This is a genomic window from Cohnella sp. GCM10020058, assembly GCF_042683485.1.
Taxonomy (GTDB): Bacteria; Bacillota; Bacilli; order Paenibacillales; family Paenibacillaceae; genus Cohnella.
In genome coordinates, this window is record NZ_JBHUJV010000016.1 from 183,406 (window position 1) to 208,258 (window position 24,853).

The 24,853-nt window shown below is 59.5% G+C and carries 21 protein-coding genes and 1 pseudogene; 7 read left to right on the forward strand and 15 right to left on the reverse strand.

All coding sequences use genetic code 11. The features are described from left to right. Positions 1 to 182: 182 nt before the first annotated feature. Entirely contained in the window at positions 183 to 386 is a 204-nt protein-coding gene (locus ACFSR7_RS27235) for a YqzE family protein (RefSeq protein WP_378167100.1), read from the reverse strand. 248 nt (positions 387 to 634) lie between these two features. Here ACFSR7_RS27235 and ACFSR7_RS27240 point away from each other — a divergent pair, with 248 nt between their 5' ends. Then, on the forward strand, positions 635 to 1,441 hold the full coding sequence (locus tag ACFSR7_RS27240) for an N-acetylmuramoyl-L-alanine amidase family protein (protein WP_378167101.1): 807 nt from the start codon (positions 635 to 637) through the stop codon (positions 1,439 to 1,441). Between the two features lie 8 nt (positions 1,442 to 1,449). Here ACFSR7_RS27240 and ACFSR7_RS27245 read toward each other — a convergent pair. Then, positions 1,450 to 2,220 (reverse strand): annotated as a pseudogene (locus ACFSR7_RS27245) (divergent polysaccharide deacetylase family protein); the annotation flags it as partial. Between the two features lie 202 nt (positions 2,221 to 2,422). Between ACFSR7_RS27245 and ACFSR7_RS27250 the strand changes: the two are divergent. Both ACFSR7_RS27250 and ACFSR7_RS27255 read left to right on the forward strand, forming a co-directional pair. Continuing rightward, positions 2,423 to 2,995 carry a xanthine phosphoribosyltransferase gene (locus ACFSR7_RS27250; protein ID WP_378167195.1) on the forward strand — a complete coding sequence of 191 codons (573 nt, stop codon included), beginning with the start codon at positions 2,423 to 2,425 and terminating at the stop codon, positions 2,993 to 2,995. A gap of 81 nt (positions 2,996 to 3,076) precedes the next feature. Next, complete coding sequence (locus tag ACFSR7_RS27255; RefSeq protein ID WP_378167103.1) at positions 3,077 to 3,319, forward strand: hypothetical protein; 243 nt, start codon at positions 3,077 to 3,079, stop codon at positions 3,317 to 3,319. Between the two features lie 259 nt (positions 3,320 to 3,578). Here the strand turns inward: ACFSR7_RS27255 and ACFSR7_RS27260 are convergent, their stop codons facing one another. From ACFSR7_RS27260 to ACFSR7_RS27275, 4 genes are all read right to left on the reverse strand, one after another. Then, a complete protein-coding gene (locus ACFSR7_RS27260; RefSeq protein ID WP_378167105.1) occupies positions 3,579 to 3,929 on the reverse strand; it encodes a VOC family protein in 351 nt (116 codons plus the stop codon). A gap of 99 nt (positions 3,930 to 4,028) precedes the next feature. Further along, positions 4,029 to 4,631, reverse strand: coding sequence for an alpha/beta hydrolase (locus ACFSR7_RS27265; protein ID WP_378167197.1), 603 nt, complete (start codon positions 4,629 to 4,631; stop codon positions 4,029 to 4,031). Positions 4,632 to 4,673: 42 nt separating this feature from the next. Then, positions 4,674 to 5,639: a ring-cleaving dioxygenase gene (locus ACFSR7_RS27270; RefSeq protein ID WP_378167107.1), complete on the reverse strand. Its 966-nt coding sequence runs from the start codon at positions 5,637 to 5,639 to the stop codon at positions 4,674 to 4,676. A 106-nt stretch (positions 5,640 to 5,745) separates the two neighbouring features. Next, the gene (locus tag ACFSR7_RS27275; RefSeq protein WP_378167109.1) at positions 5,746 to 6,192 is read right to left on the reverse strand and encodes a MarR family winged helix-turn-helix transcriptional regulator; all 447 of its coding nucleotides are present in this window, start codon (positions 6,190 to 6,192) and stop codon (positions 5,746 to 5,748) included. 267 nt (positions 6,193 to 6,459) lie between these two features. Between ACFSR7_RS27275 and ACFSR7_RS27280 the strand changes: the two genes are divergently transcribed. Further along, positions 6,460 to 6,612: a DUF1540 domain-containing protein gene (locus ACFSR7_RS27280; RefSeq protein WP_282908061.1), complete on the forward strand. Its 153-nt coding sequence runs from the start codon at positions 6,460 to 6,462 to the stop codon at positions 6,610 to 6,612. Positions 6,613 to 6,725: 113 nt separating this feature from the next. On the opposite strand, the gene ACFSR7_RS27285 is transcribed toward ACFSR7_RS27280, so the two are convergent. The 5 genes from ACFSR7_RS27285 to ACFSR7_RS27305 form a co-directional block, all read right to left on the reverse strand. Then, the gene (locus tag ACFSR7_RS27285) at positions 6,726 to 7,532 is read right to left on the reverse strand and encodes a pyruvate, water dikinase regulatory protein (protein ID WP_378167111.1); all 807 of its coding nucleotides are present in this window, start codon (positions 7,530 to 7,532) and stop codon (positions 6,726 to 6,728) included. A 24-nt stretch (positions 7,533 to 7,556) separates the two neighbouring features. Next, positions 7,557 to 8,204 carry a helix-turn-helix transcriptional regulator gene (locus tag ACFSR7_RS27290; RefSeq protein WP_378167199.1) on the reverse strand — a complete coding sequence of 216 codons (648 nt, stop codon included), beginning with the start codon at positions 8,202 to 8,204 and terminating at the stop codon, positions 7,557 to 7,559. Between the two features lie 120 nt (positions 8,205 to 8,324). Further along, positions 8,325 to 9,341, reverse strand: a complete 1,017-nt coding sequence (glpX, locus tag ACFSR7_RS27295; RefSeq protein ID WP_378167113.1) for a class II fructose-bisphosphatase — start codon at positions 9,339 to 9,341, stop codon at positions 8,325 to 8,327. Positions 9,342 to 9,715: 374 nt separating this feature from the next. Continuing rightward, complete coding sequence (locus tag ACFSR7_RS27300) at positions 9,716 to 12,142, reverse strand: galactose-binding domain-containing protein (RefSeq protein ID WP_378167115.1); 2,427 nt, start codon at positions 12,140 to 12,142, stop codon at positions 9,716 to 9,718. A gap of 120 nt (positions 12,143 to 12,262) precedes the next feature. Then, positions 12,263 to 13,066, reverse strand: a complete 804-nt coding sequence (locus ACFSR7_RS27305; RefSeq protein WP_378167116.1) for a hypothetical protein — start codon at positions 13,064 to 13,066, stop codon at positions 12,263 to 12,265. 216 nt (positions 13,067 to 13,282) lie between these two features. On the opposite strand from ACFSR7_RS27305, the gene ACFSR7_RS27310 reads away from it, so the two are divergent. Continuing rightward, the gene (locus tag ACFSR7_RS27310; RefSeq protein WP_378167118.1) at positions 13,283 to 14,458 is read left to right on the forward strand and encodes an oxalate decarboxylase family bicupin; all 1,176 of its coding nucleotides are present in this window, start codon (positions 13,283 to 13,285) and stop codon (positions 14,456 to 14,458) included. Positions 14,459 to 14,616: 158 nt separating this feature from the next. Here ACFSR7_RS27310 and ACFSR7_RS27315 read toward each other — a convergent pair whose 3' ends face one another. Beyond that, complete coding sequence (locus ACFSR7_RS27315) at positions 14,617 to 16,830, reverse strand: right-handed parallel beta-helix repeat-containing protein (protein ID WP_378167120.1); 2,214 nt, start codon at positions 16,828 to 16,830, stop codon at positions 14,617 to 14,619. Positions 16,831 to 16,946: 116 nt separating this feature from the next. Further along, complete coding sequence (locus ACFSR7_RS27320) at positions 16,947 to 20,426, reverse strand: fibronectin type III domain-containing protein (RefSeq protein WP_378167122.1); 3,480 nt, start codon at positions 20,424 to 20,426, stop codon at positions 16,947 to 16,949. A 315-nt stretch (positions 20,427 to 20,741) separates the two neighbouring features. Here ACFSR7_RS27320 and ACFSR7_RS27325 point away from each other — a divergent pair, with 315 nt between their 5' ends. Further along, complete coding sequence (locus ACFSR7_RS27325) at positions 20,742 to 23,084, forward strand: helix-turn-helix domain-containing protein (RefSeq protein WP_378167124.1); 2,343 nt, start codon at positions 20,742 to 20,744, stop codon at positions 23,082 to 23,084. Between the two features lie 13 nt (positions 23,085 to 23,097). Here the strand turns inward: ACFSR7_RS27325 and ACFSR7_RS27330 are convergent, their stop codons facing one another. Next, on the reverse strand, positions 23,098 to 23,547 hold the full coding sequence (locus tag ACFSR7_RS27330) for a hypothetical protein (protein WP_378167125.1): 450 nt from the start codon (positions 23,545 to 23,547) through the stop codon (positions 23,098 to 23,100). A 4-nt stretch (positions 23,548 to 23,551) separates the two neighbouring features. Beyond that, positions 23,552 to 23,695 (reverse strand): hypothetical protein, encoded by a 144-nt coding sequence (locus tag ACFSR7_RS27335; RefSeq protein WP_378167127.1) that lies wholly within the window; start codon positions 23,693 to 23,695, stop codon positions 23,552 to 23,554. Positions 23,696 to 23,857: 162 nt separating this feature from the next. Between ACFSR7_RS27335 and ACFSR7_RS27340 the strand changes: the two genes are divergently transcribed. Then, entirely contained in the window at positions 23,858 to 24,850 is a 993-nt protein-coding gene (locus ACFSR7_RS27340; protein WP_378167129.1) for an ABC transporter permease, read from the forward strand. The last annotated feature ends 3 nt before the right edge of the window (positions 24,851 to 24,853 follow it).

Here is a 24,853-nt window from a genome sequence, read left to right on the forward strand (position 1 = left end):
CGTTTAGTCAGTGCTGACCTTTACCTTATTACAAGGTCGCGGGGCATCCCATGGTCACGATTCGGAATGGACATGGATTAAATTCGGCATTTAAAAACCACAAAAGACGGTTGGCAACATTATCTCAGTAAAATGCGACTTACTTTATAAGAAGCAAAAAAGAGCCCGCTGCGCCCGCGTCGTCAGACGCGAGCAGCCGGCTCTTCTTCTTTTTTGCGGTTCGCCCACCAAATGCGGATGCCCAGCGGCAGCAACTGGCCGAACCAGCGAATCTGCCAAGGCTCGCGCTTTTTTTTTCGCCGCTCGCGGCGCTCGTCCGCAGGCAGATTCAGATACGCAACCGATCGCTCCGCTACATACTTCAGATAGTCTGTCGTATCGCTCATCGGGCTTTCCTCCCTCGCGATGCTTGATGAGTTCAGTTTGCCCGTTTACAACTCTTTATATCCTATTTGTATTAGAGATGCCCATGCGCCCCAGTCGCGTCCCGAGAAGCCCGGACGGCACCGCGAAGCTTGAAGCGTAAGGCTGTGCCTTCGCTTCCTTGTCGCCAAGCCTATGAATGAGATCGCTCTTCCCGAGCCACGCTAACGGCAAAATCTTCGCCCCGGACCGGAAGGAGACGGACGATCGAATGTTACCCTCTTATAAACACCGCTTCTGCGCAGTGTTAGTGTGCCTCTTGGCAGCCCATGGCTCGCTCCCGCTTCCCTCCGCCAGCGCGTACCATGCGGAAGCGGGCCTCGCACTGCCCTTCGCGGGCAGTCCGACGGCGCGGCATACGCTTCCCGCAGCGGACGTGCTGATCGACGCCGGACACGGCGGCATCGACGGCGGGACGCATGCCGGGAACATCCTGGAGAAGGACATCAATCTTGCCATCTCGCGCAAGCTCTATCTCATCTTGAAAAGCCGCGGCATGCACGCGGTGCTGAACCGGACCGGCGACTACGCGCTCAGCGACGACAATCGCTGGCTTCGCTCCTCGCGCCATCAGCGCGATCTGTCTCAGCGCAAGGGCCTTGCACGCGATATCGGCGCGGGCGTGTTCATCAGCGTCCACGTCAATTGGTCCAAGCGGAAATCGGTACGCGGACCGGTCGTGCTTCACCGGCTCGATGCCGGAAGCGCGCTGCTCGCCTCGCTTATTCAGGACAGTCTGAACAAGCAGCAGAAAACGAATGTCCCGCCGCTCGCGGGCGATCAGTTTTACGTGCTAAAAAAAGCCGGCCCCCCGAGCGTCATCGTCGAGACCGGCTTTATCAGCAATCCGGGCGATTTGAACATGCTTACGACGCCGGCGGGCCAAACGGCCATCGCCACCGCGATCGCCGACGGCATCGCGGCTTATCGGCTCGTAGGACTATCTGCCGGCGTTTTCGAACCAGGCTCGGATTCTAAAGATGTAGAACCCGGCAGCTCCGCACCAGGCATCAAGTAAGGCGAAGACGGCGAGAGAAGCTCGGACAGCTTGACGAACCGGACCGAGGTTTGGCGCAAACCGGGTACCGCTGCCGCAAGTTGTCCGGACGTAATGAGCCCCGGCGGACCTACGTGGCCGATAACTACGGTCCGATCATGCTTTTGCACGCGCGCCTTGAGCAGCAGCATTTGACCCGCCACATGCCTGTCCGTGTATACGTCGTCCAGAAATAAATCGTTCTGTAGCAAGGGCACGCCCATTTCGCGCGCCAGCTTCGGCACGACCGTTTTATAGGAAGTGCGGCTGTCCAGAAAAAACAAGCCGTGTTCCTTGCATACCTGCAGCACGATGCGCATGACGCGTTCGTCGGCTGTCGCGCGCGATCCCATATGATTGTTCATCCCGACCGCATGCGGCACATCGGCAATCGCCGCTTCGGTGCGCAGGCGGATCTCCTCGTCGGACAGGGAGGTCAATATCGCTCTTGGCCCGAGCCAGCTCGGCTTGCCTTTGACCGGCTCCATCGGCAAATGCACGATCACCTCCCGCCCTGCGGCATGCGCCGCTTCAGCGTCCGCCTGCGAGGTCGGCAAAAACGGCATGACTGCGGCCGTAATCGGAATCGGCAGCCGCAGCATTTCGGCCGTGCCTTTCATCCGGTTGCCAAAGTCGTCAATGACGACCGCAACCACATGTTCAGCCGGCGCACGCTGCTCGGCCGGCACGCTCGTTTCCGCCGCCGTCAGCGCCGGACGCGCGCTTAAGGCCATAAACACTGCCACCGCAAAGGCCGCCAGTCGAATGCCCCCTCTTTTCAGCAGCCGCTTCTTCCATCGCCATCCTTTTTTCATCCCGCATCCCCTGCCTTTCTTCATCCCGTTGTTCGCTCGGCTGTCTCATTTTGCGTGGAAATTACAGCCATTATGCGCACTGGGACAAGAAAAGTCGGGCGACATCCGTTATAATGGGAAATTATCTGCACAAAAGGGGCTGCCAGTCATCGAAAAGCTAAAAACGAAAATCCGCCAGGAAGGCCGCGTGCTCGGCTCTGACGTACTTAAAGTCGACGCCTTCCTCAATCATCAGGTCGACCCCGTTCTGATGGCCGATATCGGCGAAACTTTCGCCTCTTTATTTAAGGACGCCGGCGTTACCAAGGTACTTACGCTCGAATCATCCGGCATCGCGCCGGCGCTGATGACCGCGCTCGGCCTCCGCGTGCCGCTCATTTTCGCCAAGAAGCGCAAGTCGCTGACGCTCAAGGACGATCTGTGGACCGAGCGCTCGTTTTCCTTTACGAAGCAGGAAGAGAGCGAGGTTTCCGTCGCCAGGCAATTCCTCGCGCCGACCGATGTCGTACTCATTATCGACGACTTCCTCGCGAACGGACAAGCCGCCCAGGCGATGGCAGGCATCGTACTGAAGGCGGGCGCTTCCGTGGCCGGTATCGGCATCGTGATCGAGAAGGCGTTTCAGCCCGGGAGGCAGCTGCTGCTTGACGCCGGCTACCGCGTCGAATCGCTCGCCCGCATCGCGCGCCTATCCGAGGCAGGTATCGAATTCGAGGAATAAATCTTCCGCTAGGCGGATGAACAGACCAACAGGGCGACCGACCCGTATACTGTACCATCCCAAGCGAAGGAGTTGGCAGATATGTCGGATTGCCCAAAATGCGTTAGCAAGACCGTATACGATCCGCCGCAAACGGTATATGAGGACTATTACCACCCGCAACACGTGGAGGTCGTGCAGACCGTCGAGGTCGTCCGGCGCCATCATTGCGTCCCCGTCTACCATCACGTCACCGTATGTACGACGAAGGACGTATACTCCGACGACTTCGAAGGCGGCTACCGCGGCGCCACCCGCTCTGCCGGCGCGCCGCGCCGCCGCTGATCCGGACGGCTCGCAACGCAAAGAGGGACGAAGCAGAACGATCTGCTGCGTCCCTCTTTTTGTTTGGTGAGCGCACGGAAAACCGTGGAACGCTGCAGAAACTGCAACCCGGCGCGAGGTTACACGGGATTACCGCATAACCCTCATCCTTCTACACGCCGGACTGCGGCGATAAGCGCAAATGGGCACTAACGCCGGCTGTTTCATCACGTTCTTTGCAAAGTTATTGACGGATGCAGAATCCGGCAGGCGGATCCCGTCAGAGATGCGCCAAAACATTGACGAGCCTGCCGAACGGATCCCGCACGTAAAAGCGCCGCACGCCCCAGGGCTCGTCGACCGGCCCGTATTCGACGTCGAATCCCGCGCTTCGCATGCGCGAATGCGCCTCGTCGACGTCGTCGACTTCGACGGAAAAGTCCGGCACGGGCGTGCCGGAGCCACCCTCAGCAGCGAAGCTGATCTGCACCTTCATATCGGCGTCCGCCCCATACGTCGCGATCCATCCGTGGTCCATCAGGATGTCCAGTCCGAGCGCTTCCCCGTAAAACCGTTTGGCCGCCGACAAATCGGGCGCAGCGATGTTCGCCACAATCCGCTTTACCTTCATCTTCCGCCTCCTGTAGAAATGCGCGTCGCGCATCCCGTCATCGTTATGGGGTCTTTCGCCCGTAAACCATTCAGCATTCGATCGTCCCCTATGCACAAGTCACACGCCGTACAGCCATGCCGCCGCCGCTTCGACCTCGGTTCTCGAAAGCTGGTGCCCGCCGTTCTCCCAGTGCGTCTCGACACTAGCTCCAGCCGCGCCGAGCGCAGCAGCCAGCTCTTCGCTCTCGGCCATCGTGCAGAGCGGATCGTTGCGGCCCGCTCCGATAAAGACGGGTACGCCGGCCAGATCTGGAAGTGCGCTGCCGCGGCGCGGCACCATCGGATGGAACAGCACGGCTCCCTTCAGCGCGTTCTGGTGATGATACAGCAGACTGGCCGCGATATTGGCGCCGTTGGAATACCCGACCGCAACGACGTTGTGCCTGTCGAAACCGTACTGAATCGCGCTTTCGTCGACAAAAGCGTTCAGTTCAGCCGTCCGCGCAATGAGATCTGCCTCGTCGAACACGCCTTCTGCGATGCGCCGGAAAAACCGGGCCATTCCGCGCTCGGATACGTTCCCCCTGACGCCAAGCAGTCCCGCTTCAGGATTCAGCATACGGCCGACGCCGACCAGATCGCGCTCGGAGCCTCCCGTTCCGTGAAGCAGAAGCAGCGTAGGCGCATTCGGGCTAGTGCCCGGCTCAAAAATATGGATCATGGACATGGGATTCTCCTCCTTTTTAAATACAGGTCATCATCGTCAGATCGGCTGCAATCCGGCCTCGATGCGTTCCCGCTTCGGCTCCAGGAACGGCGGCAGCGCGAGCCGCTCGCCAAGTTGATCCAGCGGCTCGTCCGTATCGAATCCGGGACCGTCGGTCGCCAGCTCGAACAGGATGCCGTTCGGTTCTCTGAAGTAGAGCGACTTGAAATAAAAGCGGTCGACATAGCCCGAGTTGACGAGACCCGCCGATGTGATCTTCCCGATCCAGGCGCGCAGCTCCTCCTCGTCTTCCACGCGGAAAGCCACGTGATGCACCGCCCCGATGCCTTGGCGTTCCTGCTTCAGATCGTCGCGTTCCTCGAGGTGGATCTCCGTGCCGCTGCCGCCCTCGCCGGTCTCAAATACGACGATATCGGGCTGTCCTGCGACGTCGGATGCATACTGCCCCTTCCTTCTATAGCCCATCAGCTCCGTCAGCACCCGTTCGGTGCGTTCCGCGCGGAGAACCGTAAGCTGCACCGGACCGAGTCCGACGATGCCGAATTCTGCGGGTACCTCGCTCTTGTCCCAAGGCTTGCCGCCGGCGACGCCGGCATCGTGCTCGTCGGATACGAGGATGAGCCGCTGACCTTCAGGATCGCGGAAGGCCAGCGTCAGGCGCCCGCCGCGCTCCACGATCTCGTCTTGATCGACCTCGAAGTGTGTAAACCGATGCTGCCAATACGTCAACGCCGTATCGCCCGGCACGCGCAGCGAAGTCGCGGAGATGCTGCTCGTTCCCGGCCGGCTGCGCCATGCGGTAGGAAATTCGAAAAACGTGAGTTCCGTGCCCGGATTCCCTCGCTCGTCCCCGTAGAACAAGTGATAAACGGACGTATCGTCCTGGTTCACCGTCTTTTTGACCAGCCGCATCCCGAGCGTCTTCGTATAAAAGTCAACGTTGCCCGCTGCCGTGCCCGTGATTGCCGATACGTGATGAATGCCTTTGAGCTTGAGTTCCATCGTCTTCAACCCCCCGAGTTTATATTGCGCATTTCGTCGTAACGCGGTTCAATCGACTGCCTGTGACGCTATTGTCGACGTTCCTCTTCTGTAAGGCCTGACGCGGCTAGACCGCCCCGCCTTTACCGAGCAGCTTGAGCAAGCGGATCGCTTCCTGCTGCTCCTCTACGGTCAGAACATCCATCATGCCCTGGATCTTGCTCGCATGCCTCGGGAAAATGTCATCGAACAACGCCGTCCCTTTTTCCGTCAGCTCGGCGAACACGACACGGCGGTCCTCCCGGCTAAGCACCCGGCGGATCAACGCCTTGTCCTCCAGCTTGTCGATGTTGTACGTCATCGTACCGCTCGTCAGCAGCATCTTGCCGGCGATTTGCTGGATCGGCGTCCTTCCCTTCGCGTACAGCACCTCCATGATGCCGAACTCGGAAGGACTGAGTCCTTGGTCGCGCATATCCCGCATCGCTTGATCCATAAGGCTCCGGTGCGCCTTGGACAGTACGACGAACAGCTTCAGCGATATATTGTTATCCGATACGTCAGGATCCGACATGGTCGATCACTCCGATTCGCTTTATCTCAATATCATTTATCTTAAATTAAAGATATCATGCCGATTGAACCTTGTCAACCCGACATATCCGCCACAAATGTCTCATACATTGATTCAGACAAGCATATCTGGTAGTATATAAAAGAATAAATCAAGCCGTAAGTCAAATACCCCTTTCCGAATGGAAAGAGGTGGAGGTCGCATCAAGCGCCAACTTGACGGTCTCCGTTATTTGATTGCCCGGCTCACGAGAGCGAGGTGAACAACATGGCAAAGGACGTTCGCTGCGAAGTCAATTCCTGCCGCTTCTGGGCAGAAGAGAACCATTGCAGAGCGGAAAGCATTTTTGTCACGATGCACAGCCGCAAGGAGCCTTCCAAGTCCGAAGAGACGGACTGCGGTACGTTTGAAGTAAAGTAAGCCAATAAATGCTTGAGAGGAGAAGGAACTTCGCCGGTTCCTTCTTTTCTTTTTGAATTATAACAGGGCTGATAATGATTATCAAGCTTAATTAGAACATTTCGCCGAATTGCTTAGAGCATCTCCAGAATCAACCCGGCCGTCTCCTCGATCGCACGCTCCGTCACGTCGATAACGGGACATTGCAGACGATCCATAATCCTTCCCGCGAACTCGATCTCCTGGCGAATCCGGTCCGGCGACGCATAATGCGCCTGACTCGGCAGGCCTAGCGCCTTAAGCCGCTCCGAGCGAATGCGCGTGAGCCGCTCGGGATCCATCGTCAATCCGATCAACAGACGGTCTTTCCCCTTCATGAACAGCTCTTCCGGCGGCTTGACCTCGATCGTCAGCGGGTAGTTGGCCGTTCGGATGCCTTTGTGCGCGAGGTAGATGCTGAGCGGCGTCTTGGACGTCCGCGATACGCCAACTAGCACGACCTGCGCCTTGAGCAGGCCGCGCGGGTCCTTGCCGTCGTCGTATTTGACCGCGAACTCGATCGCCTCGATCTTGCGAAAATAAGATTCGTCCATCTCGTGCAGCAATCCGGGCTGATACTTCGGCGCGTCGTTAAACGTGTCGATAAACGCCTGCATCATCGGCCCCATGACATCGACTGCGCGTATGCCAAGCCTGAGCGCTTCCTCGCGCATCGTGTCCCGCAGCTCCGGCTGCACCAGCGTATAGGCGATGAGCACGCGCTTGCCGACCGCTTCCTTCAATATGGCCTTTACCTCGTCCTCGCTCTTGATATGACCGAAGCGCCTTATGACCGCTTTATCCGTCGCGAACTGGCGCAGCGTCGCCCGCGCTACCGCTTCGGCCGTATCCCCGAGCGCATCCGAGCACACGAATATCGTATGCTCCCCATGGTCAGACATCTCGTCTCCCCCATCCCTTGCCTTCTATGTAATCTCGGTCAGATCGACCAGCGCCTGCGTCATCGTCGTCTTGGACACGCGGCCTACGACCTCGAGCAGCATCCGACGGCCTGTGCCGTCGCCGCTCGCCGGCTGCACGACCGGCATTCCGCCGATCTGATGGTGAAGCAGCTTCTTCGCCGCATCCCAGAGCGAGTCCTCCGGCGTCACTGTGACGATTCTCGGAAAGCGGGTCATCACCATACTCACCGGAATCGATGCCGCGTTGGGATTGCCCAGCGTCACCTTCAACAGATCCTTGATGGTAACGAGACCCGCGAGATAGCCTTCGTTGTCCGTCACCGACAAAATGCCGGTATTTTCCACGAACAGCGAGATGACGGCATCGTTCACGCTGGCCGTCTCCTGGATGACGACCGGCCTGCTCATCATGTCCTTCACCTTCAGCGCAACCAGCCGATCCCTGGCCCTGCCGTCCGCAGTCAGCTGGCGTCCGGGAAAATAACCGACCTTCGGCTTGGCGTCGATAACCCCGAGCATCACCAGCACAGATAAGTCCGACCGGATGGTCGGACGGCTGATGCCGAGCGATTCGGCGATCTGATCCCCGGTGATCGGGGCATGGCTGCGCACGCGCTCGATAATGGCAAGCTGTCTTGGCGTCAGTTCGATTGGTGCTCCCTCCCGGCTGTCCTAACTATTGCGAGAGCTTCTCCAAAAGGGGCATCCGCCCCCGCCGGACTCCGTCAGGACCTTTTTCGGAGTGAAGCTATGAATAGTGTACAGGATTGATTAATAAGCCGCAATATTGGGCGAAAGCGGCGCTTCGGCGCTGCGAACGGCCAAGTCGAGCAGCAGCGGCTTGCTGGGCAGATGATGAAGCGAGCGGATATGCCGGATCGTCCGCGTCTTCGCCCGCATGACGATCGAATGCGTCTCCGCGCGGTCGCCCGGCAAGTACCGCACGCCGCCCATGAATTCGCCCGGCGTCACGCCGGTCGCGGCAAAGATGACGTCGCCGGTGCCGACCATGTCGTCCATCGTCAGCACTTTCTCCGGATCCGCCAGTCCCATCTCGAGACAGCGGTCGTATTCGCGCCGGTCCGCAGGCATGAGCCGACCCTGAATCTCGCCGCCCAGGCAGCGCAATGCGGCCGCGGCCAGCACGCCCTCCGGCGCGCCGCCCGAGCCGACGTACAGATCGATGCCCGCTTCGGGGAACGAAGGCGCGAGCGCGCCGGCAACGTCCCCGTCGGACAGAAATTTAATGCGCACGCCGACCTCGCGCAGCGTCCGCACGATATCCGCATGCCGGTCGCGATCGAGCAGCATGACCGTCAGCTCCCGGACGGGCTTGCCCAGATGCTCGGCAGCCGTGTACAACGTCTTCTCCAGCGGATCGGACAGGCTTACCTTGCCCGCAAGCTCAGGGCCGACGGCCAGCTTTTCCATATACATGTCAGGCGCATGCAGCAGGCTGCCCTTGCCGGCCACGGCGATGACGGACATCGCGTTGTTCAGTCCGCGGGCCACGATCTCGGTGCCCTCGAGCGGGTCGACCGCAACGTCTACCTCCGGTCCCTGCGCGCTGCCGACGGCTTCGCCAATATATAGCATCGGGGCTTCGTCCATCTCCCCTTCGCCGATGACGACCGTCCCTCTGACCGATACCGAATCGAACATCGCGCGCATAGCGGACGTAGCCGCGCCGTCTGCGTGATGCTTGTCCCCTCTGCCCATCCATGGCGCGGATGCCAGTGCCGCCAGTTCCGTTACCCGTACGATCTCAAGCGCCAGCTCTCTCTCCATGTCTCCAGCCTCCGAAATTTCAATTAGTGTGTATTTTTTATATATAATATACTCTAATAACGAAATAGTGCAACATAAATAACGTGAAACAAATAAATAATGCTTCAAAGTTTCAAGCAGCATGCTAATAATGAAGCCAAAATAGACAAATAGGACGAAACAGAGGAATATCCTGCTTCGTCCCATTTGCATATGTGATCTGTGGCTGCTCCTCTTAACCGTCTGAGGCAAAGTGGTTCTGGTTAGAGCTACACAGTTAGTCCACCGCAGCACCTGATTCAAAGAGGCGCTGGGTAGCGCCTCTCATCTGGACCGCAGCACTCGTGGAGGCAATAAAACCTTTTGAGAGCGCCCTTCCTGGATATTGTTGTTTATTAAGTTCCCATGCCGTAATCCGGTGAGCCGTACACTTCGACTTCCACGTAATGCTGCGACGGGTTGTTCTGATTCCCGTTCGCCCACAAGCGGACGTACCTGGCCGCGGTCAACGGGAAGTTAACCGTCTTGCCGGCCGCATTGTCCGCATACAGCGCGTCCGTACCCGCGCCTTGTCCGGCCGTGTTGTCGGCATCGTTGTTGAAGACGGTCGTCGTTGCGGATGCCGGAAACGTCGGATCGTTGGATAGCTGAATAATGACGTCGTAATAGATCCTGTCGAAAGTAACGAAGTGCCAGACTTTCACCTGGTCGAGCCTGTATTTCTGCCCCAGATCGAGCTGGATCCACTGCGGACTGGCTGGCCCGCTCACAGGGCCGTCCTGATTGGCGAAGGCGTCGAACAGGCCGTTGGTGATTCGGAACTTATTGCCGACCGCGCTGCTGCTGGTGATCCGAGATTCGGGTACGTTCAACGCTACGTTTTTACGCCCCTGCAGCGGCGAGGTCGGCGTAACAGCCGGTACGCCCCAAGCCTGTACTTCCGTGTAGTGCTGCGTGTCATACTTGCTATTCCCGTTCGACCAGAGCCGGATATACCGCGCGTTCGTTTTCGCGAACGTGATGTCTTTGCCTGTCGCCGTCTCCGCATATTCGGCGTCCGTCCCTGTCCCCTGGGCGGCGGAATTGTTGGCATCGTTGTTGAAGACGGTCGTCTTCGTCGCGAAGGTGGAATCGTTGGACAATTGCACAATGACGTCATGATAGGTGCGGACGTCCGTTGCGGTGTAGTAATGCAGCAAGTTGATTTTATCCAGCTCGTAGCTGCGGCCCAGATCGATCTTGACCCATTGCGGTCCGGTATCGTCCATGTTGGAGAATGCCGCCGTAGAGCCGTCGGTCAGCCGTTCGGGGAAGCTGAGCGCGCCGCTCGCCGTGATCGTCGTCTTGCCCAGTGCCTGGTTCTTATAGACGCCCGGGTTGTAATCCGTCATCACGAACAGCCCGGTATCGTCCGCATAGGCATTCCCGGTCGCTCCGGCCGCTCTCCAGATACGCACCCTGGCGGACGTGTCGGTCGCCCCCGTCGTAAATTCGACTTCCTTGCGCACGTACTGGTTCGCCGTGCTTTGAGAGACATCGATCGCGGCGCCGCCGTAATTCAGCACGCCTACGTTAATGGACTGGCCGCCCGTGTCCGTATAAACCCAAGCGACGAATTTATATTTCGTATTTGATGCAAGCCCCGTGATCAATTGCTCGACGCCGCCTCCCGCGCCCAGCTTCAACCGCGTCCGCACGCCGCGCTTGCGGAAGTCCGAGTTCGCGTAAGTGCCCTCAATATTGCTGTCGGTAGCGGTAGCTGTGGACGGCGAGGTCGTCCACGGTGTCCAGCCCTCCAGATTCTTCTCGAAGCCGCTGTTGTATATCAGGTTCATGTAAGGCGTCACGACCGGACTGTAGGAGGACGGCGCGGTCGCGGACGTTCCGGCCGTCCAGTCCGTTCCGCCGTATTCGTAAGCTCCCGCGTCCGGCGCGGCGTCGACATAACCGTCCGTGATGCCCGGGATGACAGCCCCCATGTTAACGGCCGTCGAGTCGATATTCAGCCGGTAATTGTTGTTCGCGGCATTCGCGAAGTTGAGTCCGTCGCCCGTTATCGTGTTGAAGCCCCGGACTACGTCATCCGTCAGGGACGCCGCGTTGGTGAAAATGTTGTTGAATACGCGCGTGCCGTACAGCTCGGTCTTGTACGGACTGGACGAATCGCCGCCGTAGCCGATGCTGGCCGTCAGGTTGTTCACGATCGTATTGTTGTAAATAAGCTTGTAGTTGCCAGGCGTGTTCATCTGGATGCCCACGTCGTTGTTGTAGATGACGTTATGATGCGCGACGACGTTCTCGGTGTAATTGTCGAAATACAGTCCGACCCGCGTTTCGTTCGCCGTGCTGCCGTGTACGGCATCGTGAATCAGATTGTGGTGGATGTTGCTGTTGCCGAGATCGGTCCCCCATGCGTAGATCAAGGCGCCGTCGCGCGACAGCCACATGCCGTTCGAAATATCGTTGTAGGAAATCTCGGCGATGCCGTTGTTCCAGTAAATAATGTACCGGCCCGAATTTTCCATTTTGTTGCTGCTGATGATGTTATTGGTGCCGCTCGACAGCTTGAGCAGCGGATCGTAGGAAGCCATATAGCTTCCGTCGTGAATGTAGTTGTTGACGATCCGGTTATTGCTGCCATCGATATTGATCAGCGTGCCGGACGAATAGGCAATCGTACTGTTTTTGATCTCGTTGTTGTCGCCCACGATGGCGATGCCGCCGTTCAGCTGATCGGGATTCGTCGTATTTTGGGAATAGTTCGAGAAGTAAACGTACTCGGCCTTAACGCCGTCCAGCAGGTTGTTGTTCGAGCCGTTCATCGTGATGTTGGCGGCAAACGTCTGAATGCCGGCGATCTGAATATCGTTTTTGCCGTTCAGATTAAAGGCGGTTTTACGTTTTTTGACCTCGACATTGGTCGGCGTCCCCCCGCCAGGCGCTCATAAATAGACTTTCTGGGCCGCTGCGTCGACGTACCACTCGCTCGGCGCATCCAGAGCGGCGAGAATGCCGCTGAGGAAATAAGTGCTGCCGGCTTTGGGATACAATGCGGAATAATCGCCGGCAATCGATGCATAAGTAAGTACGCCGGTAGAGGCATTGTAGCTGTCCACCTGGCTGGTCATCCCTTGATAAGCGTTGCCGCCGCGCACCCAGATCTTGGCGCCGTTCCAGTTCACGCCGGTCGAAGTCAGATCCGCATCGGTGATCGTGTTCAGCCCGCCGTTGTCGGCCACGGCTGCGCCGTTCATCAGCCCGGGCAGATTGTAGGCGCTGATATTGGGCCAACGCGCCTCCCACAGCGGGGTCACGGCCGTGCCGTTATTTATGAACAATTGATTCTCCTTGCCCAGGTCCCAGGTCAGATTGGCGGAGTAAATATTGCCGCTGTGCACGCTCCAGCCGCTGATCGGCTCAGTGCCGCTGACGACAACGGTTGCGCCTGCAGCCGCTTGGTACCGGATCGGCGCGCCCGAAGTGCCTGAATTCGTCGGCGTTACCGTCTCCCTGTACGTGCCGGATTCAATCATGCACGTATCGCCGCCCGTCATCGCCGCTGCGCATTGGCTGATCGTCTTGAATTTACTGGCCGAACTCCCCGTACCCGTCAGACTTCCGGAAGATGCGGACACATAATACGTCGTAGGCGCGGCGTTCGCTCCAGGCGGGGGTAAAAAACCTGCCGCAAGCGCCAACACACCGGCTATGCTGAGCGTGCGAACCCAATTTGATCGAACAGACATCATACTGCCTCCTCTTGAATCGAATTTGGATTGCACCCAGAACATAGCAGGAAAACAAAGAAGGGAAAGTGCAAGATCTGCACTTTCCTCAATTTATCGACGATTCGGAACTGCGATATTTGAATCTCGCGATCGGACATTCGGCCGCACATAAGAACCAAGCCGGTGTACATACATATGGGGATAGACGTTAGCCGAAAAGGAGCCTTCCGACTGATGGACGATAACGCGAAAAGCATCCCGGCAGGACCGATTAAAGTGCCTCAGCCGGTCCGCAAGGACGGCGCCGGGGGTCCCGACTTCGGGCCCCGCGACGTGCTCAGGGATCTCGAGAATCCGGATATGCTCGTCCCGCCGGCGACGGACGCCGGCCTGCTGCCCAACATGAAGTTTTCGTTTTCGGACGCGCATATGCAGTTAAACCATGGGGGCTGGTCGCGGGAGATCACCGTGCGCGATCTGCCGATCGCGACGACGCTCGCCGGCGTCAACATGAGCCTTGTCCCCGGCGGCGTGCGCGAGCTCCATTGGCATCAGCAGTCCGAATGGGCGTACATGATCTGGGGCTGCGCCCGCATCACGTCGGTCGACGCGCAAGGGCGCAACTTCATTGCCGACGTGGAAAAGGGAGATCTGTGGTTTTTCCCGGCCGGGCTGCCGCATTCGATCCAGGCGCTTGCGGAGGGCTGCGAGTTCCTGCTCGTCTTCGACGACGGCAGCTTCTCCGACCTCAATACGCTGTCGATCTCGGACTGGGTCGCGCACACGCCGAAGGACGTGCTGGCGGCAAACTTCGGCGTGCCCGAATCCGCGTTCGACGGCCGGCCGGACCGCCAGGTGTACATTTTCGAGGATCGCGTGCCCGGCCCCCTCGCATCCGAAGCAGTCGAGTCGCCGTACGGCGCAGTCCCGCTCTCCTTCAAGCACAAGCTGCTCGCGCAGGAGCCGCTCCGGACGCCGGGAGGCAGCGTGCGGATCGTCGACTCCTCCAACTTCCCGATCTCAAAGACGATCGCCGCCGCGCTCGTCGAGATCGAGCCGGGCGCGATGCGGGAGCTGCACTGGCATCCGAACAACGACGAATGGCAGTATTATCTGACCGGACAGGGCCGGATGACCGTCTTCGGCGGCAACGGCATCGCCCGGACCTTTGACGTCAGGGCGGGAGACGTGGGCTACGTGCCGTTCGCGTTCGGCCATTATGTGCAAAATACGGGAACCGAGACGCTGTGGTTCCTTGAGATGTTCCGAAGCGACCGGTTCGCCGACATCTCGCTGAACCAATGGATGGCGCTCACGCCGAGAGACTTGGTCCAGGCGAACCTGAACGCGTCGCCGGCGCTGCTGAACGCGCTGCGCAAGGTCAAGTGGCCGGTCGTCAAATATCCTTAAGGACGGCCGATAAACGTCCCCTTCGGCGAGACGGACGGGGTAGACGGCGACCTGTCCGCATAAAAAGGCGGGTTATGACCGACGAAAATCGGGGAAACGGCAAAAACCGCCGGAGCGAATCCGGCGGCTATGGTGCGCGTATTTACGGAAAGCAAACTTTAATCGGGAGACTTGCGTCTTGGCCCGATCAGCGACCAATCAATATCTCCCCAGCCCAGGCCGTAAGCGGGCGAATCCGGCCGCAGCCGGTAGCCACCCTCCTCCCCCGAGGCGAATAACGGATCGGCGACGACGGAATTCGCCTCGAAGCGGCCCTCTGAGACCGAGAGCCACGTCTCCCAATCGTAGTCGAAGCCCCAAGCCGGATTTTTCCCCAGCGGGACCGCCGTTTCCGGCAGCTCGCCCGAGACGCTTCTTGGCGTGCCGCTGTTCCAATACAAATTGCGGTCCGCAAGCGTCAGACGCTCCTGGCTCCAATTGACGAACCCGTACATCCTGCCTGAATTGGATACGATGTTGCGCTCGATCGTCAGGTCCCGATTCGCCTCGCCGACCATCTCTTGGGTGCCGATCGCGTTTATGGCATCCGCATTATCGACGATTAGGTTGTTCACGATCACGTTGCCGATGCCCTTTGCGAAAATCGCCATCCACAGCTTGCCCGTATTCGCGCTGTACAGATGATCGAGCACGTTGTGCGTGACCGTGAAGCCGTCTGAGGCGTCGTCGAGATAGATGCCGAAGCCGAACGAAAAACGAATGCCGCTGTGATGCAGCCTGTTGCCGCGGATCTCATTGCCGAGACCGACGCCCCACGACTCGATCATGCCGCCGTCCTGGCTGTCGGTCATCACGTCCGAGATGTCGTTGTACCGAATCCGGTTATTTCGCGCGAAAAGGAAATCCCAGTGGTTGTCCCATGTTACGGGAATGCCCCACAGCGTCATCGGCATCGCCCCCTGGCGGACGCCCTTCATCGAGATGCCGTATCGCGGCATATGGGCGATCCGGTTGTGCGCGATCTCGCATCCGCCGCATTGATACAGCTGGATGCCCGCCCCATGGCCGACCAGCTCGCCGCCGCGCACAATTTCGTTGTCCGCGATTAGATGCCCCCGGTTCAGGTTCGCTTCTGCGGGGGCGCGGAATTCGCCTTCCCCCGGCGCATAGCCGACCGCGTAGATGCCGTGATGGCCGAAGCGCTCGATTGCGTTGCGGGTCAGCTTGACGTTCACGGCGCAGCGGTCGAGGAATACGCCGGACGAGCCGGACAAGCGGAGCAGGCAGCTGTCGATCTCGACGTCCTCGGCGTCGCGAATGTACACAAGGCCGTTGCGCTGCCCTTCGGGCTCTGTATTGGCCGATTCCTCGTCCGAGACGATCCGGTAATCGTCGTAAAAGTCGGTGAAAGCCAATTCCAGCCCGCGAAGGGAGATGCCCGATACCGGACGGTCCGCGCCTTCTCCGACGATCTCGACCACGCGATGCAGCGCGGGCGCGATCACGCGCTGTTCAAGCGGCGTCCCCGAGACGGGTCGGTAGTAGATCGTGGCGGCACCCTCGTCAAAATGGAATTGGCCCGGCTCTCGCAGGTATGCCAGCGAGCCTTGCAAATAATAGCGCGAGCCGCCGCCGATGCCCCAGGTGGCCGGGCGCGCGAAGACGATCCGGTGCGTCTCCGCGTTCGCCTCGCGAACGGGGATCGTCTCGGAAAACCAGTTCCACTCGCCTTCTCCCGGCCATACGAAAGCCTGCATGCCTACACAGTCCCGCGCTGCAGCCATGAATGCTGCCGCGTCGCTCGCAGGAAGCTCCCCGATGGAGATGCCGTCCCGCTCTCCGCCGAGCTCTGCCGCATGCCCGGTCTCATAGTAACCGGCGGCCGGCAGCCTCGCCTTGGCGATTCGCGCGCCGTCCGCATACAGCGTGCGCGGACGCACCCCCTGAGGCACCGGCGCTCGCCAGATGCCGTTCTGCCACGGTTCCCAGTCCGCGATCTCGACGCCTCCACTGAGGACGGGCGGCTCTGCAGACCCGCTCTCGTCATCCCCCCTATATGTGATCCTGCAACGGCCGCCGCCCGTATCCGCGCTGCCGAGCCGCAGCGGCTCGGACAACGTGTACGTTCCCGCGCGAATGCGGACGTCGATCCGCCCTTCGTATCCGGCGGCCGCCAGCGCGCGTGCCGCCGCCTGCGCTGCATGTATAGCCTTGTACGGACGCGATGGGCTGCCGTCCGCCGACTCGCCAGCGCGACCGGCCTCGCGGCCCGCGTCGACGTAAATCTCCGCGACGCCCCCGTCAAGCTCCGCAATCTCCCGGACCAAGCTGTCGCCCCCGCCGACCACGGTATTCTTTTTCCGATCGTCCATCTCGGTCGTCCCCTCCTTGGCGCATGCCCTCATGCCCTTTCGCTGCCTAAGGCAGCCGGTACGCGGCCTCTAACGCTCCGCATGCCGGCTGCCTCCGTCAGGTCAGGCCGATTCGATTATTGAAGCGGCGCCAGATAAGCGCCGTCGATGACGACGAACGCGCTTGCGCCCGGCGTCTTCCAGCCGACCGCAACATGGTCGCCGCCGCCTTCTTCCTTGTGCAGCACTTCGACGTAGTAGCGCTGGCCCGCCGTCAGCGTGATGGAGCCGGATTGCTGTGTGGACGCGTTGCGGCCCCATTCTTCTTCGTTGGTCCAGTCGACGACTTGGCCGATCATGACTTTGTTGCCTGCTGTACTGTCCGTGCTCAGGTACAGCTGGCTATTGTTGTCCCCCGCGATGGCGAACTGGTACGTGCCGGTCACGGTCGGCAGGATATACCCGCGAATCCGGTCGCCGTAGTTGTCGCCCCAGTTGGTAGGACCTTTGAGGCTGGTCAGGACCGCCGTGCCCGTCGGCGTCGTCGTCAGCGGGATGCTGGCGACGGTCGGACCCGTGATGCCGGTCCAGTATTCGCGGACGATCGTGCCAGTCGGCGTCGTGCCGCCGGAGGCGTTGGTCGTGACCGACAGCGTGCCGCTGGCCGCCGACTGGTTGCCGGCTGCGTCCTTGGCCTTCACCGTAAAGCTGTAGGTCGTGCTGGCTGCGAGGCCCGTAACCGTGTAGGACGTCGCGCCGGTCGTGGAGCCTGCGAGCGTGCTGCCGTTATAGACGTCGTAGCCGGTCACGCCCACATTGTCCGTGGAAGCCGTCCACGAGAGGCTGATGCTGCTCGCCGTTTTGGACGGCGAGGTCAGTCCCGTCGGCGCCGTCGGCGCTTGCGTGTCGCCGGCCGGGGCGTTTGTCGTTACCGCCAGCGTATTGCTGGCGGCAGACAGGTTGCCGGCGGCGTCCTTGGCCTTGACGGTGAAGCTGTAGGCCGTGCTGGCCGAGAGGCCCGTCACGGTGTAGGACGTGGCGCCGGTCGTGCTACCTGCCAGCGTACTTCCGTTGTAAACGTTGTAGCCCGTTACGCCCACATTGTCCGTGGATGCCGTCCAGGACAGATTCACGGCGTTCGCGGTCTTGGACGGAGAAGTCAGTCCGGTCGGCGCCGTCGGCGCTTGCGTATCCCCGCCGCTGCCGCCGCCGCTAGCGGTGTTCACGTCGCAAGTCTTGTAATAGCCTGGCGCCGGGTCGACGCCGAAGCCGTTGTTCGAGCACATGACGGTGGTTGTATACGTGCCGTAAGCATAGCTGCCGTTCGCGCCGTAGCGCACTTCCTTCGTTCCGGTGAAGTTGCAGGGATTGTTTTCGCCCGCGCAATTCACCCAGTTCGCGAGCGGATTCGTCGTGACCGTGATCGCGTTGCTCGCCGCCGAAATGTTGTTGGAAGCGTCCTTGGCCTTGACGGTCAGCGTGTACGCCGTGCTCGGGCTGAGGCCCGTCAGCGTGACCGACACCGCGCCGGTCGTAGAGCCGATCTGGGTGGTGCCGTTGTAAATGTTGTAGCCGGTCACGCCCATGTTGTCCGTAGACGCGTTCCAGGACAGCGTGATGCTCGTATCGGTCTTCGCGGTGTAGGACAGGCCGGTCGGCGCCGTCGGCGCCTGCGTGTCGCCCGCGTCCGTCGTCACGGACAGCGTATTGCTTGCCGCAGAAACGTTGCCCGCCGCGTCCCTCGCCTTGACCGTAAATGTATACGTCGTGCTCGGCGTAAGACCCGTCACGTTGTAAGTCGTCGCGCCGGTTGTGGAGCCCAGCATCGTGCCGTTCCGGTAGACGTCGTAACCGATGACGCCGACGTTATCCGTGGAAGCGGTCCAGGACAGGTTGACCGTCACGTTGGACTTGGAAGGCGCCGTCAAGCTTGCAGGCGCGCTCGGCGCCGTCGTGTCGGGCGGTCCCGAAAAGACGTTGATCGTCTGCTCCTTGATGTTGGCGCGGCCCGTGTTGTCCCAAACGACCAACGTCACGCGGTAGTTGCCGGCCTTCTGGTACGTATAGGTCGGGCTGACCGTCGTGACCGGCACGCCTTCGCCGAAATCCCACAGATTTTCGGCAATCGAGCCGTTGTCGGTTGACGTGTTGGTGAACGTTACGGACTGTCCGAGCTGAACGCTCGTCGGCGCCGTGAAGTTCGCGGTCGGCTTGACGTCTCCAGCGTAGCCGCGGCTCGTCAGCTGCGTGTTGGTGCCGTTTCCGGTGACCGTATTGTTCGCCCACTCGAGATCCGATGCGGACGACGGATACTGGTCGATGGACGGACCGCCGTTGTTCGTGATGACGTTATTCACGAAGCTGATGCGGTCGGTGCCGGACGCCGTCGTAATCTCGATCGCCTTGCGGCCGTTGTTCGTAATCGTATTGCTGTCGAAGGTGATATTTTTGGAGTTGCCGTGGATGCGGACCGCGTTGCCGTCGTACCCCGGATAGGCGGCCGCGGGATTGCCGATCGGGCCGTCCTTGATCGTATTCTTATAAAAATATTGGAACTGCTCCGTCTCGCCCGTGCCCTCTCCCTGCAGCTGCATGCCCCACATCACGATGTTTTTGATCGTGTTGTAGTTCCACAGCTGGTAGCCGGTGCCCGGCGACTGCTGCATGCCGACCTGCTGGCCGCCGTCGACCAGGTTGTCGGAGGTGACGGAGTGGTTGGACATAATCTCGAGCCCGATGCCCTTGACCGTATTGTCGGTCGTATGCACCGTGTTGCGCCGGATCGCGTTGTACGCCGAACGGACGACGGACAGCCAGTGGTCGACCTGATTGTCCTCCACGATCGAGTGGTTGACGTTTGTGTGCAGCTCGATGCCGAGCCCTTCGTTGAAGATGCCCGAGCCGGTGATGACGTTGCTGCGGATGACCGCGCCTTCGACGCCGTCGTTCACGAAGATGCCGCCGCGGCCCGTGTTCGCGATCGTGTTGCCTTCGATGAGCGGCGCATTGGAGCCCCAACCGACCCGCATCGCGGCCCCCCACATCGAGCCGGTGCCCATATTGACGAAGTCGTTGTTCTTAATCGTCACGTTCGGCGCGGCCGACATCAGGATGCCGAACGGCGCGAACCCGCTCGTCTTGGCCAGATTTTTAATCCGGTTGTCATGGATGTTGTGCCCGCTGCCCGGCTCGCTCCAGATGCCCGCGTCGAGCGTCGTGCTGTTATTGGCATCAAGCGTCAGCGCGCCGATCTCAACGTTGCTCGTGTTGTTGAGCGAGACCATGGCGCCGGTACCGGTGCCGTTATACTTGAGGATCGTCGTGTCCCTGCCCTGGCCGAGCAGCTTGACGCCCGTCTTTCCCTGGAGACTGCCGGATAAATAGTAGGTGCCGGAAGGGACGTAGACCGTGTCGCCGCTTGCCGCGGCATTGATCGCGTTTTGAATGGCCGTCAGATCGTCCGCGGTATCGCTTCCATTCGCACCGTAAGCGGTTACATTTACGGTAGCGGCAAATGCGGCAGGTGCCGGAATCGCCGGCGCCAGGATCGTCAACGCGCAGAACACGCCGGCAGCTTTACGACTGAATATAGCCGACAAACCGTTCTTTTTAGACATCTTCACGAATCCCTCTTTTCGAATATTGGATGATATGGCTCCGCTTCGCTCCGTGACGCTAGCCCGCGCTGCGGGCTTTATATTCGACGGCGCCGCACTCACCTCCTCCATGACTCCATCGTGCCACGATGCGAACCGCCGATAAACTGTACAAAGTTGGAAAAGCAAGCCAATGGGGCTATGAATTCCATCAATAACTCTGTTCCGCCTGCAGGAGCTGCATGCGAGAATTCTTTCAGGCAACCGGTTGCAATTCAAAGCGTTTCCATTTAAAAATAGAGAAATCAGGCCTGCAGCGGGAAGGAGCACGACGAAATGAAGGGGTTCGGGTTCGGATTCGGGTTTTATAAGTCCAGGCGATATTTTCAACGCGTCTTGTTCTCGATCTTGATCGCCATGGCGCTCGTCCTGACCGGCCTGTCCGCCGTCAATTCCTATGTGCTCGAGCGATCCGTCCGAAGCGTGCAGGAGGATTCCAATCTGAAGGTATTGACGCAGATCCAGTACAATCTGTCTTATATGAACGAGATCATCGTCCGGCTGTCCAGCTTCGCGTACGGCGACAACTTTCTGATCCCGCTTATGTACTCGGAGCCGCTTCCGCAGATGGATTATATCCGCGGGTACAACGAAATGGAGAAGCTGATGGAGAGCTCTTCCTTTCTCCATTCGATGGCCGTCTACAACGCAGGCAGCGGCGAGCTGTTCGGCTCCTCGAGCGAATTTCTCGTGGACGGCGGCGAGACGAAGCAAAGAATGCTGGATTGGCTGCTCCGTTCGCCCGCCCCGCTGCCCACCTCCAGGCTGATTCCCGTCAGCCTCGGCGAAGACGACGGCAATAATGACGGCAATGTCGATGCGTTCGCCTTTATCGTGACGGACGCGCTGCGCGCCTATGATGGAAAAGAATCCGCGCTTATCCTGTATATCAAGCCGGATTGGGTATTCGACAGTCTGCGCAGAATGAACGGGGGCGGCAGCGGGCAAGGCGCGATCTTTATTCGTACGCCTGACGGCCGTCTGCTGTCGGACGGTCAGTCGTCAGGCGTGTACGCGCCCGACCCGGAAGCCGTTACCGCGCTCGTCTCCGACGACGATCCCGAACGGGAAGCATCGTCCGGATTCGTCGTCGGCAACGCGGGGGCCGGCAAGAGCATCGTGACCTTTATGCGGGGAATCGGCGACTGGACCATTTTGTACATTCAGCCCTATGCGCCGGTCATGAAGGAAGTCGCGAAGACGCGCGAAAAGGCGCTGTTCGTGACAGGTGCATTTCTGCTGATCGCGACGGCCGTCTCGTTTTGGCTGTCATTCAAACTGTACGGTCCGATCGACGCGATGCTGCGCCGCATTCGGCCGCATCTTAAGAACGGTATGGCAGACGGCGGCGCGAACGAGCTCGACCTCATGGGAGACAACGTGCTGCGGCTGTCCGAGAAGCTGCGGGAGATCAGCGCCGAGCAGATCGTCGAAAAGCATTATTTGCGTACATTTCTGTCGGACGGCGGCAGCATTCCCGAAGCGGATATGGCGCAACTGATCGAGCGCCACGGCTTGCAGCTCGCTGGCGCCGGCCCCTACTGCGTCTGCGTCCTGCGCATCGATCGTTACGCCGACTACGAGCGCGCGACGACGCCTTTCGCCAGAAGGCTTCACGCTTTTGCCATCCTCAATATCGCGCATGAGCATTTGGCCGGCGATTACCGCTGCGAAACCGTGGACATGCACGACGGACTGTCGGTGCTCGTGTTGTCCGGCTCCGGCGTGAGCGAGCGCATGGAAAAGGCTCGGCCGATCCTCCAGGAAATCCAGGATACGATCGAGCGATATTACGGACTGTCGCTGACCTGCGGCATCGGCGATCCCGTATCGAGGCTGAGCCAGCTCTCCGCCGCCTATCGGCAAGCCCATCAGCTTTGCCTTTATACGTTCGCCCAAGGCTACAAATCCATTATCGTACCCGCTGACGTTCGCGCCAATCTAACCGGCGGGCGGAGGACGCTGCCGCCGGATATCGAGCGGAGATTGACCGAAGCGCTGAAAAAGGGGCAATTGACGAATGCGGGTGGAGAGCTTGAAAAGGCGTTCGCGCTGCTCTCGGAGTTCCAGTACGACGACATGAAACGCGCCGTATCCGATCTCGCGTGGGCCGTCAAAAACACCGCGACCGACATGATCAACAACCGGCTCGCCGCGATCCCCGTGGACCCGGAGCAAATCCCCAGGATTACGGAAGGGGACCGGTCGCTGGAGGACATCTATATGTCCTTTCTGTCCGTATGCGCGCAAATATGCGAAGCCCAGCGCCCGTCCGGCTCGGAGCGCTACGAATGGATTGTCGGGACGATCAAGGCGCTCATCGAGCAGAAGTTCCAGGACCCGAATCTCAGCCAGCAATCGATCGCCACCACCGTCAAGCTAACCTCCGCATACGTAGGCAAGCTGTTCAAGGACCAATGCGGCACGACGGTCACCGAGTACATGAACGAAGTGCGGCTCGCCCACGCGCGCAGGCTGCTGCTCCAGACCGACGACACGATCGCAGACATCATGGACCAATGCGGCTACTCGAACCAAAGCTACTTTTTCCGCCTGTTCAAGGGCAAGTTCGGCAGCACGCCCAAGGAGTATCGGATCAAGCGATCGTTGAGCTCGTGAACGGTGAAGTCGGTCAATCCCCGGCGGTTGGTTCGGCCGAATAACGATGTGCGGCATTCTTATTTGGCCGGTCGGCGGTTGGTTCGACCGAATAACGATGTGCGGCATTCTTATTCGGCTGGTGGGCGGTTGGTCCGACCGAATAACGATGTGCGGCATTCTTATTCGACTGGTGGGCGGTTGGTCCGACCGAATAACGATGTACGGCATTCTTATTTGGCCGGTAGACGGTTGGTTCGGCTGAATAACGATGTGCGGCATTCTTACTTGGCCGGTCGGCGGTTGGTTCGGCTGAATAACAATGTGCGGCATTCTTATTTGGCCGGTCGGCGGTTGGTTCGGCCGAATAACGATGTGCGGCATTCTTATTTGGCCGGTCGGCGGTTGGTTCGACCGAATAACGATGTGCGGCATTCTTATTCGGCTGGTGGGCGATCGAATCTGCTGCATAGCGATTCGTCAAATCCTTATTTGTCCTGAATATACGCCTGAGCTGCAAATTTACGATCCTGCACCTCTGACACTGCGAGCTGCAAGAAAAGAACGAAGCCCGCCGGCTTCGTTCTTTTTGCATTTCCCGCCACTCCCGCCACTTCCGCCACTTCCGCCACTTCCCCCCTGCCTCCACGCCTCATTCCCGCTCCCTTTTCCCAAAAAACATATGAATTCGCAATTAATACACGCCCGTGGAACAGTTATTCGAACATCGAATCGTATAATCGGCATTCCGCTCATGGCATGATGGGGTCATATCCAAGATGGAGGTGATCCCCATGGCCAAGACCCAAACCGTCAAGCTAAGCGCCGCGGATTCCCCCGTCCCGGGCGATTCGCAGGCAAGACGTACCAGCTGGATCCGCAACGAGATCCGGCTATTCCGCAAAAACCGAGAGCTGCTCATCCTCGCGCTGCCGGGCATTCTGTTCAAGCTTGTCATCGCCTACCTGCCGATGATCGGCCTCATCCTGGCGTTCAAAAACTTCAGATATGACCGCGGCATATTCGGAAGCGAGTGGGTAGGGTTTCGGAATTTCGAGTTTCTGTTCAAAGCGGAAGACGCGTACCGGATTATTCGCAATACGCTGCTGTACAATTTCGCCTACATCATTACAGGGACGATCGCGGCGCTGCTGCTGGCGCTGCTGCTGAACGAGCTGTCCGGACGGTTGATGAAAGTGTACCAGACGGTGCTGTTCCTTCCCTTCTTCCTCTCGATGGTGCTCGTCGGCTACATCGGCAACGCGTTTCTCGATTTTGAGAACGGCTTCGCGAACAAGGTGCTCGCTTTCCTCGGACTGCCCGAGCACAACTGGTATTTGGAAACGGCGCCGTGGATCTACATCCTGCCGCTGATCGCATTGTGGAAAGGCGTAGGCTTCTCGACGCTCGTCTACTACGCCGGCATGACGGGCATCAGCACGGAATACTACGAAGCCGCCAAGCTCGACGGCGCGACCCGCATCCAGATGATGACCCGGATCACGCTGCCGCTGCTCAAGCCGCTCGTCATTATCCTGTTCATTCTCGGACTCGGCAACATTTTCCGCGGCGACTTCGGGCTTCACTACTTCATCCCGAACAACGTCGGACCGAACTTCCCGACGACGGACATCATCGACACTTACGTGTACCGCGCGCTGACGAAGCTCGGCGACATCAACTCCGCGGCCGCCGTCGGATTCCTTCAGTCGTTCGTCGGTCTCGTCACCGTCGTGTCCGCCAACTATATCGTGCGTCGCATCGACCGCGACAACGCGCTTTTCTAAACC

Excerpts from the sequence above, each read along its gene's own strand:
- ACFSR7_RS27240 (WP_378167101.1), top strand. The coding sequence starts at position 635 with ATGTTACCCTCTTATAAACACCGCTTCTGCGCAGTGTTAGTGTGCCTC.
- ACFSR7_RS27280 (WP_282908061.1), top strand. The coding sequence starts at position 6,460 with ATGGCAAAGGACGTTCGCTGCGAAGTCAATTCCTGCCGCTTCTGGGCA.
- ACFSR7_RS27325 (WP_378167124.1), top strand. The coding sequence starts at position 20,742 with ATGAAGGGGTTCGGGTTCGGATTCGGGTTTTATAAGTCCAGGCGATAT.
- ACFSR7_RS27305 (WP_378167116.1), bottom strand. The coding sequence starts at position 13,066 with ATGTCTGTTCGATCAAATTGGGTTCGCACGCTCAGCATAGCCGGTGTG.
- ACFSR7_RS27310 (WP_378167118.1), top strand. The coding sequence starts at position 13,283 with ATGGACGATAACGCGAAAAGCATCCCGGCAGGACCGATTAAAGTGCCT.
- ACFSR7_RS27285 (WP_378167111.1), bottom strand. The coding sequence starts at position 7,532 with ATGTCTGACCATGGGGAGCATACGATATTCGTGTGCTCGGATGCGCTC.
- glpX (WP_378167113.1), bottom strand. The coding sequence starts at position 9,341 with ATGGAGAGAGAGCTGGCGCTTGAGATCGTACGGGTAACGGAACTGGCG.
- ACFSR7_RS27235 (WP_378167100.1), bottom strand. The coding sequence starts at position 386 with ATGAGCGATACGACAGACTATCTGAAGTATGTAGCGGAGCGATCGGTT.
- ACFSR7_RS27300 (WP_378167115.1), bottom strand. The coding sequence starts at position 12,142 with ATGAACGGCTCGAACAACAACCTGCTGGACGGCGTTAAGGCCGAGTAC.
- ACFSR7_RS27270 (WP_378167107.1), bottom strand. The coding sequence starts at position 5,639 with ATGGAACTCAAGCTCAAAGGCATTCATCACGTATCGGCAATCACGGGC.
- ACFSR7_RS27265 (WP_378167197.1), bottom strand. The coding sequence starts at position 4,631 with ATGATCCATATTTTTGAGCCGGGCACTAGCCCGAATGCGCCTACGCTG.
- ACFSR7_RS27320 (WP_378167122.1), bottom strand. The coding sequence starts at position 20,426 with ATGTCTAAAAAGAACGGTTTGTCGGCTATATTCAGTCGTAAAGCTGCC.
- ACFSR7_RS27255 (WP_378167103.1), top strand. The coding sequence starts at position 3,077 with ATGTCGGATTGCCCAAAATGCGTTAGCAAGACCGTATACGATCCGCCG.
- ACFSR7_RS27315 (WP_378167120.1), bottom strand. The coding sequence starts at position 16,830 with ATGGACGATCGGAAAAAGAATACCGTGGTCGGCGGGGGCGACAGCTTG.
- ACFSR7_RS27275 (WP_378167109.1), bottom strand. The coding sequence starts at position 6,192 with ATGTCGGATCCTGACGTATCGGATAACAATATATCGCTGAAGCTGTTC.
- ACFSR7_RS27340 (WP_378167129.1), top strand. The coding sequence starts at position 23,858 with ATGGCCAAGACCCAAACCGTCAAGCTAAGCGCCGCGGATTCCCCCGTC.
- ACFSR7_RS27260 (WP_378167105.1), bottom strand. The coding sequence starts at position 3,929 with ATGAAGGTAAAGCGGATTGTGGCGAACATCGCTGCGCCCGATTTGTCG.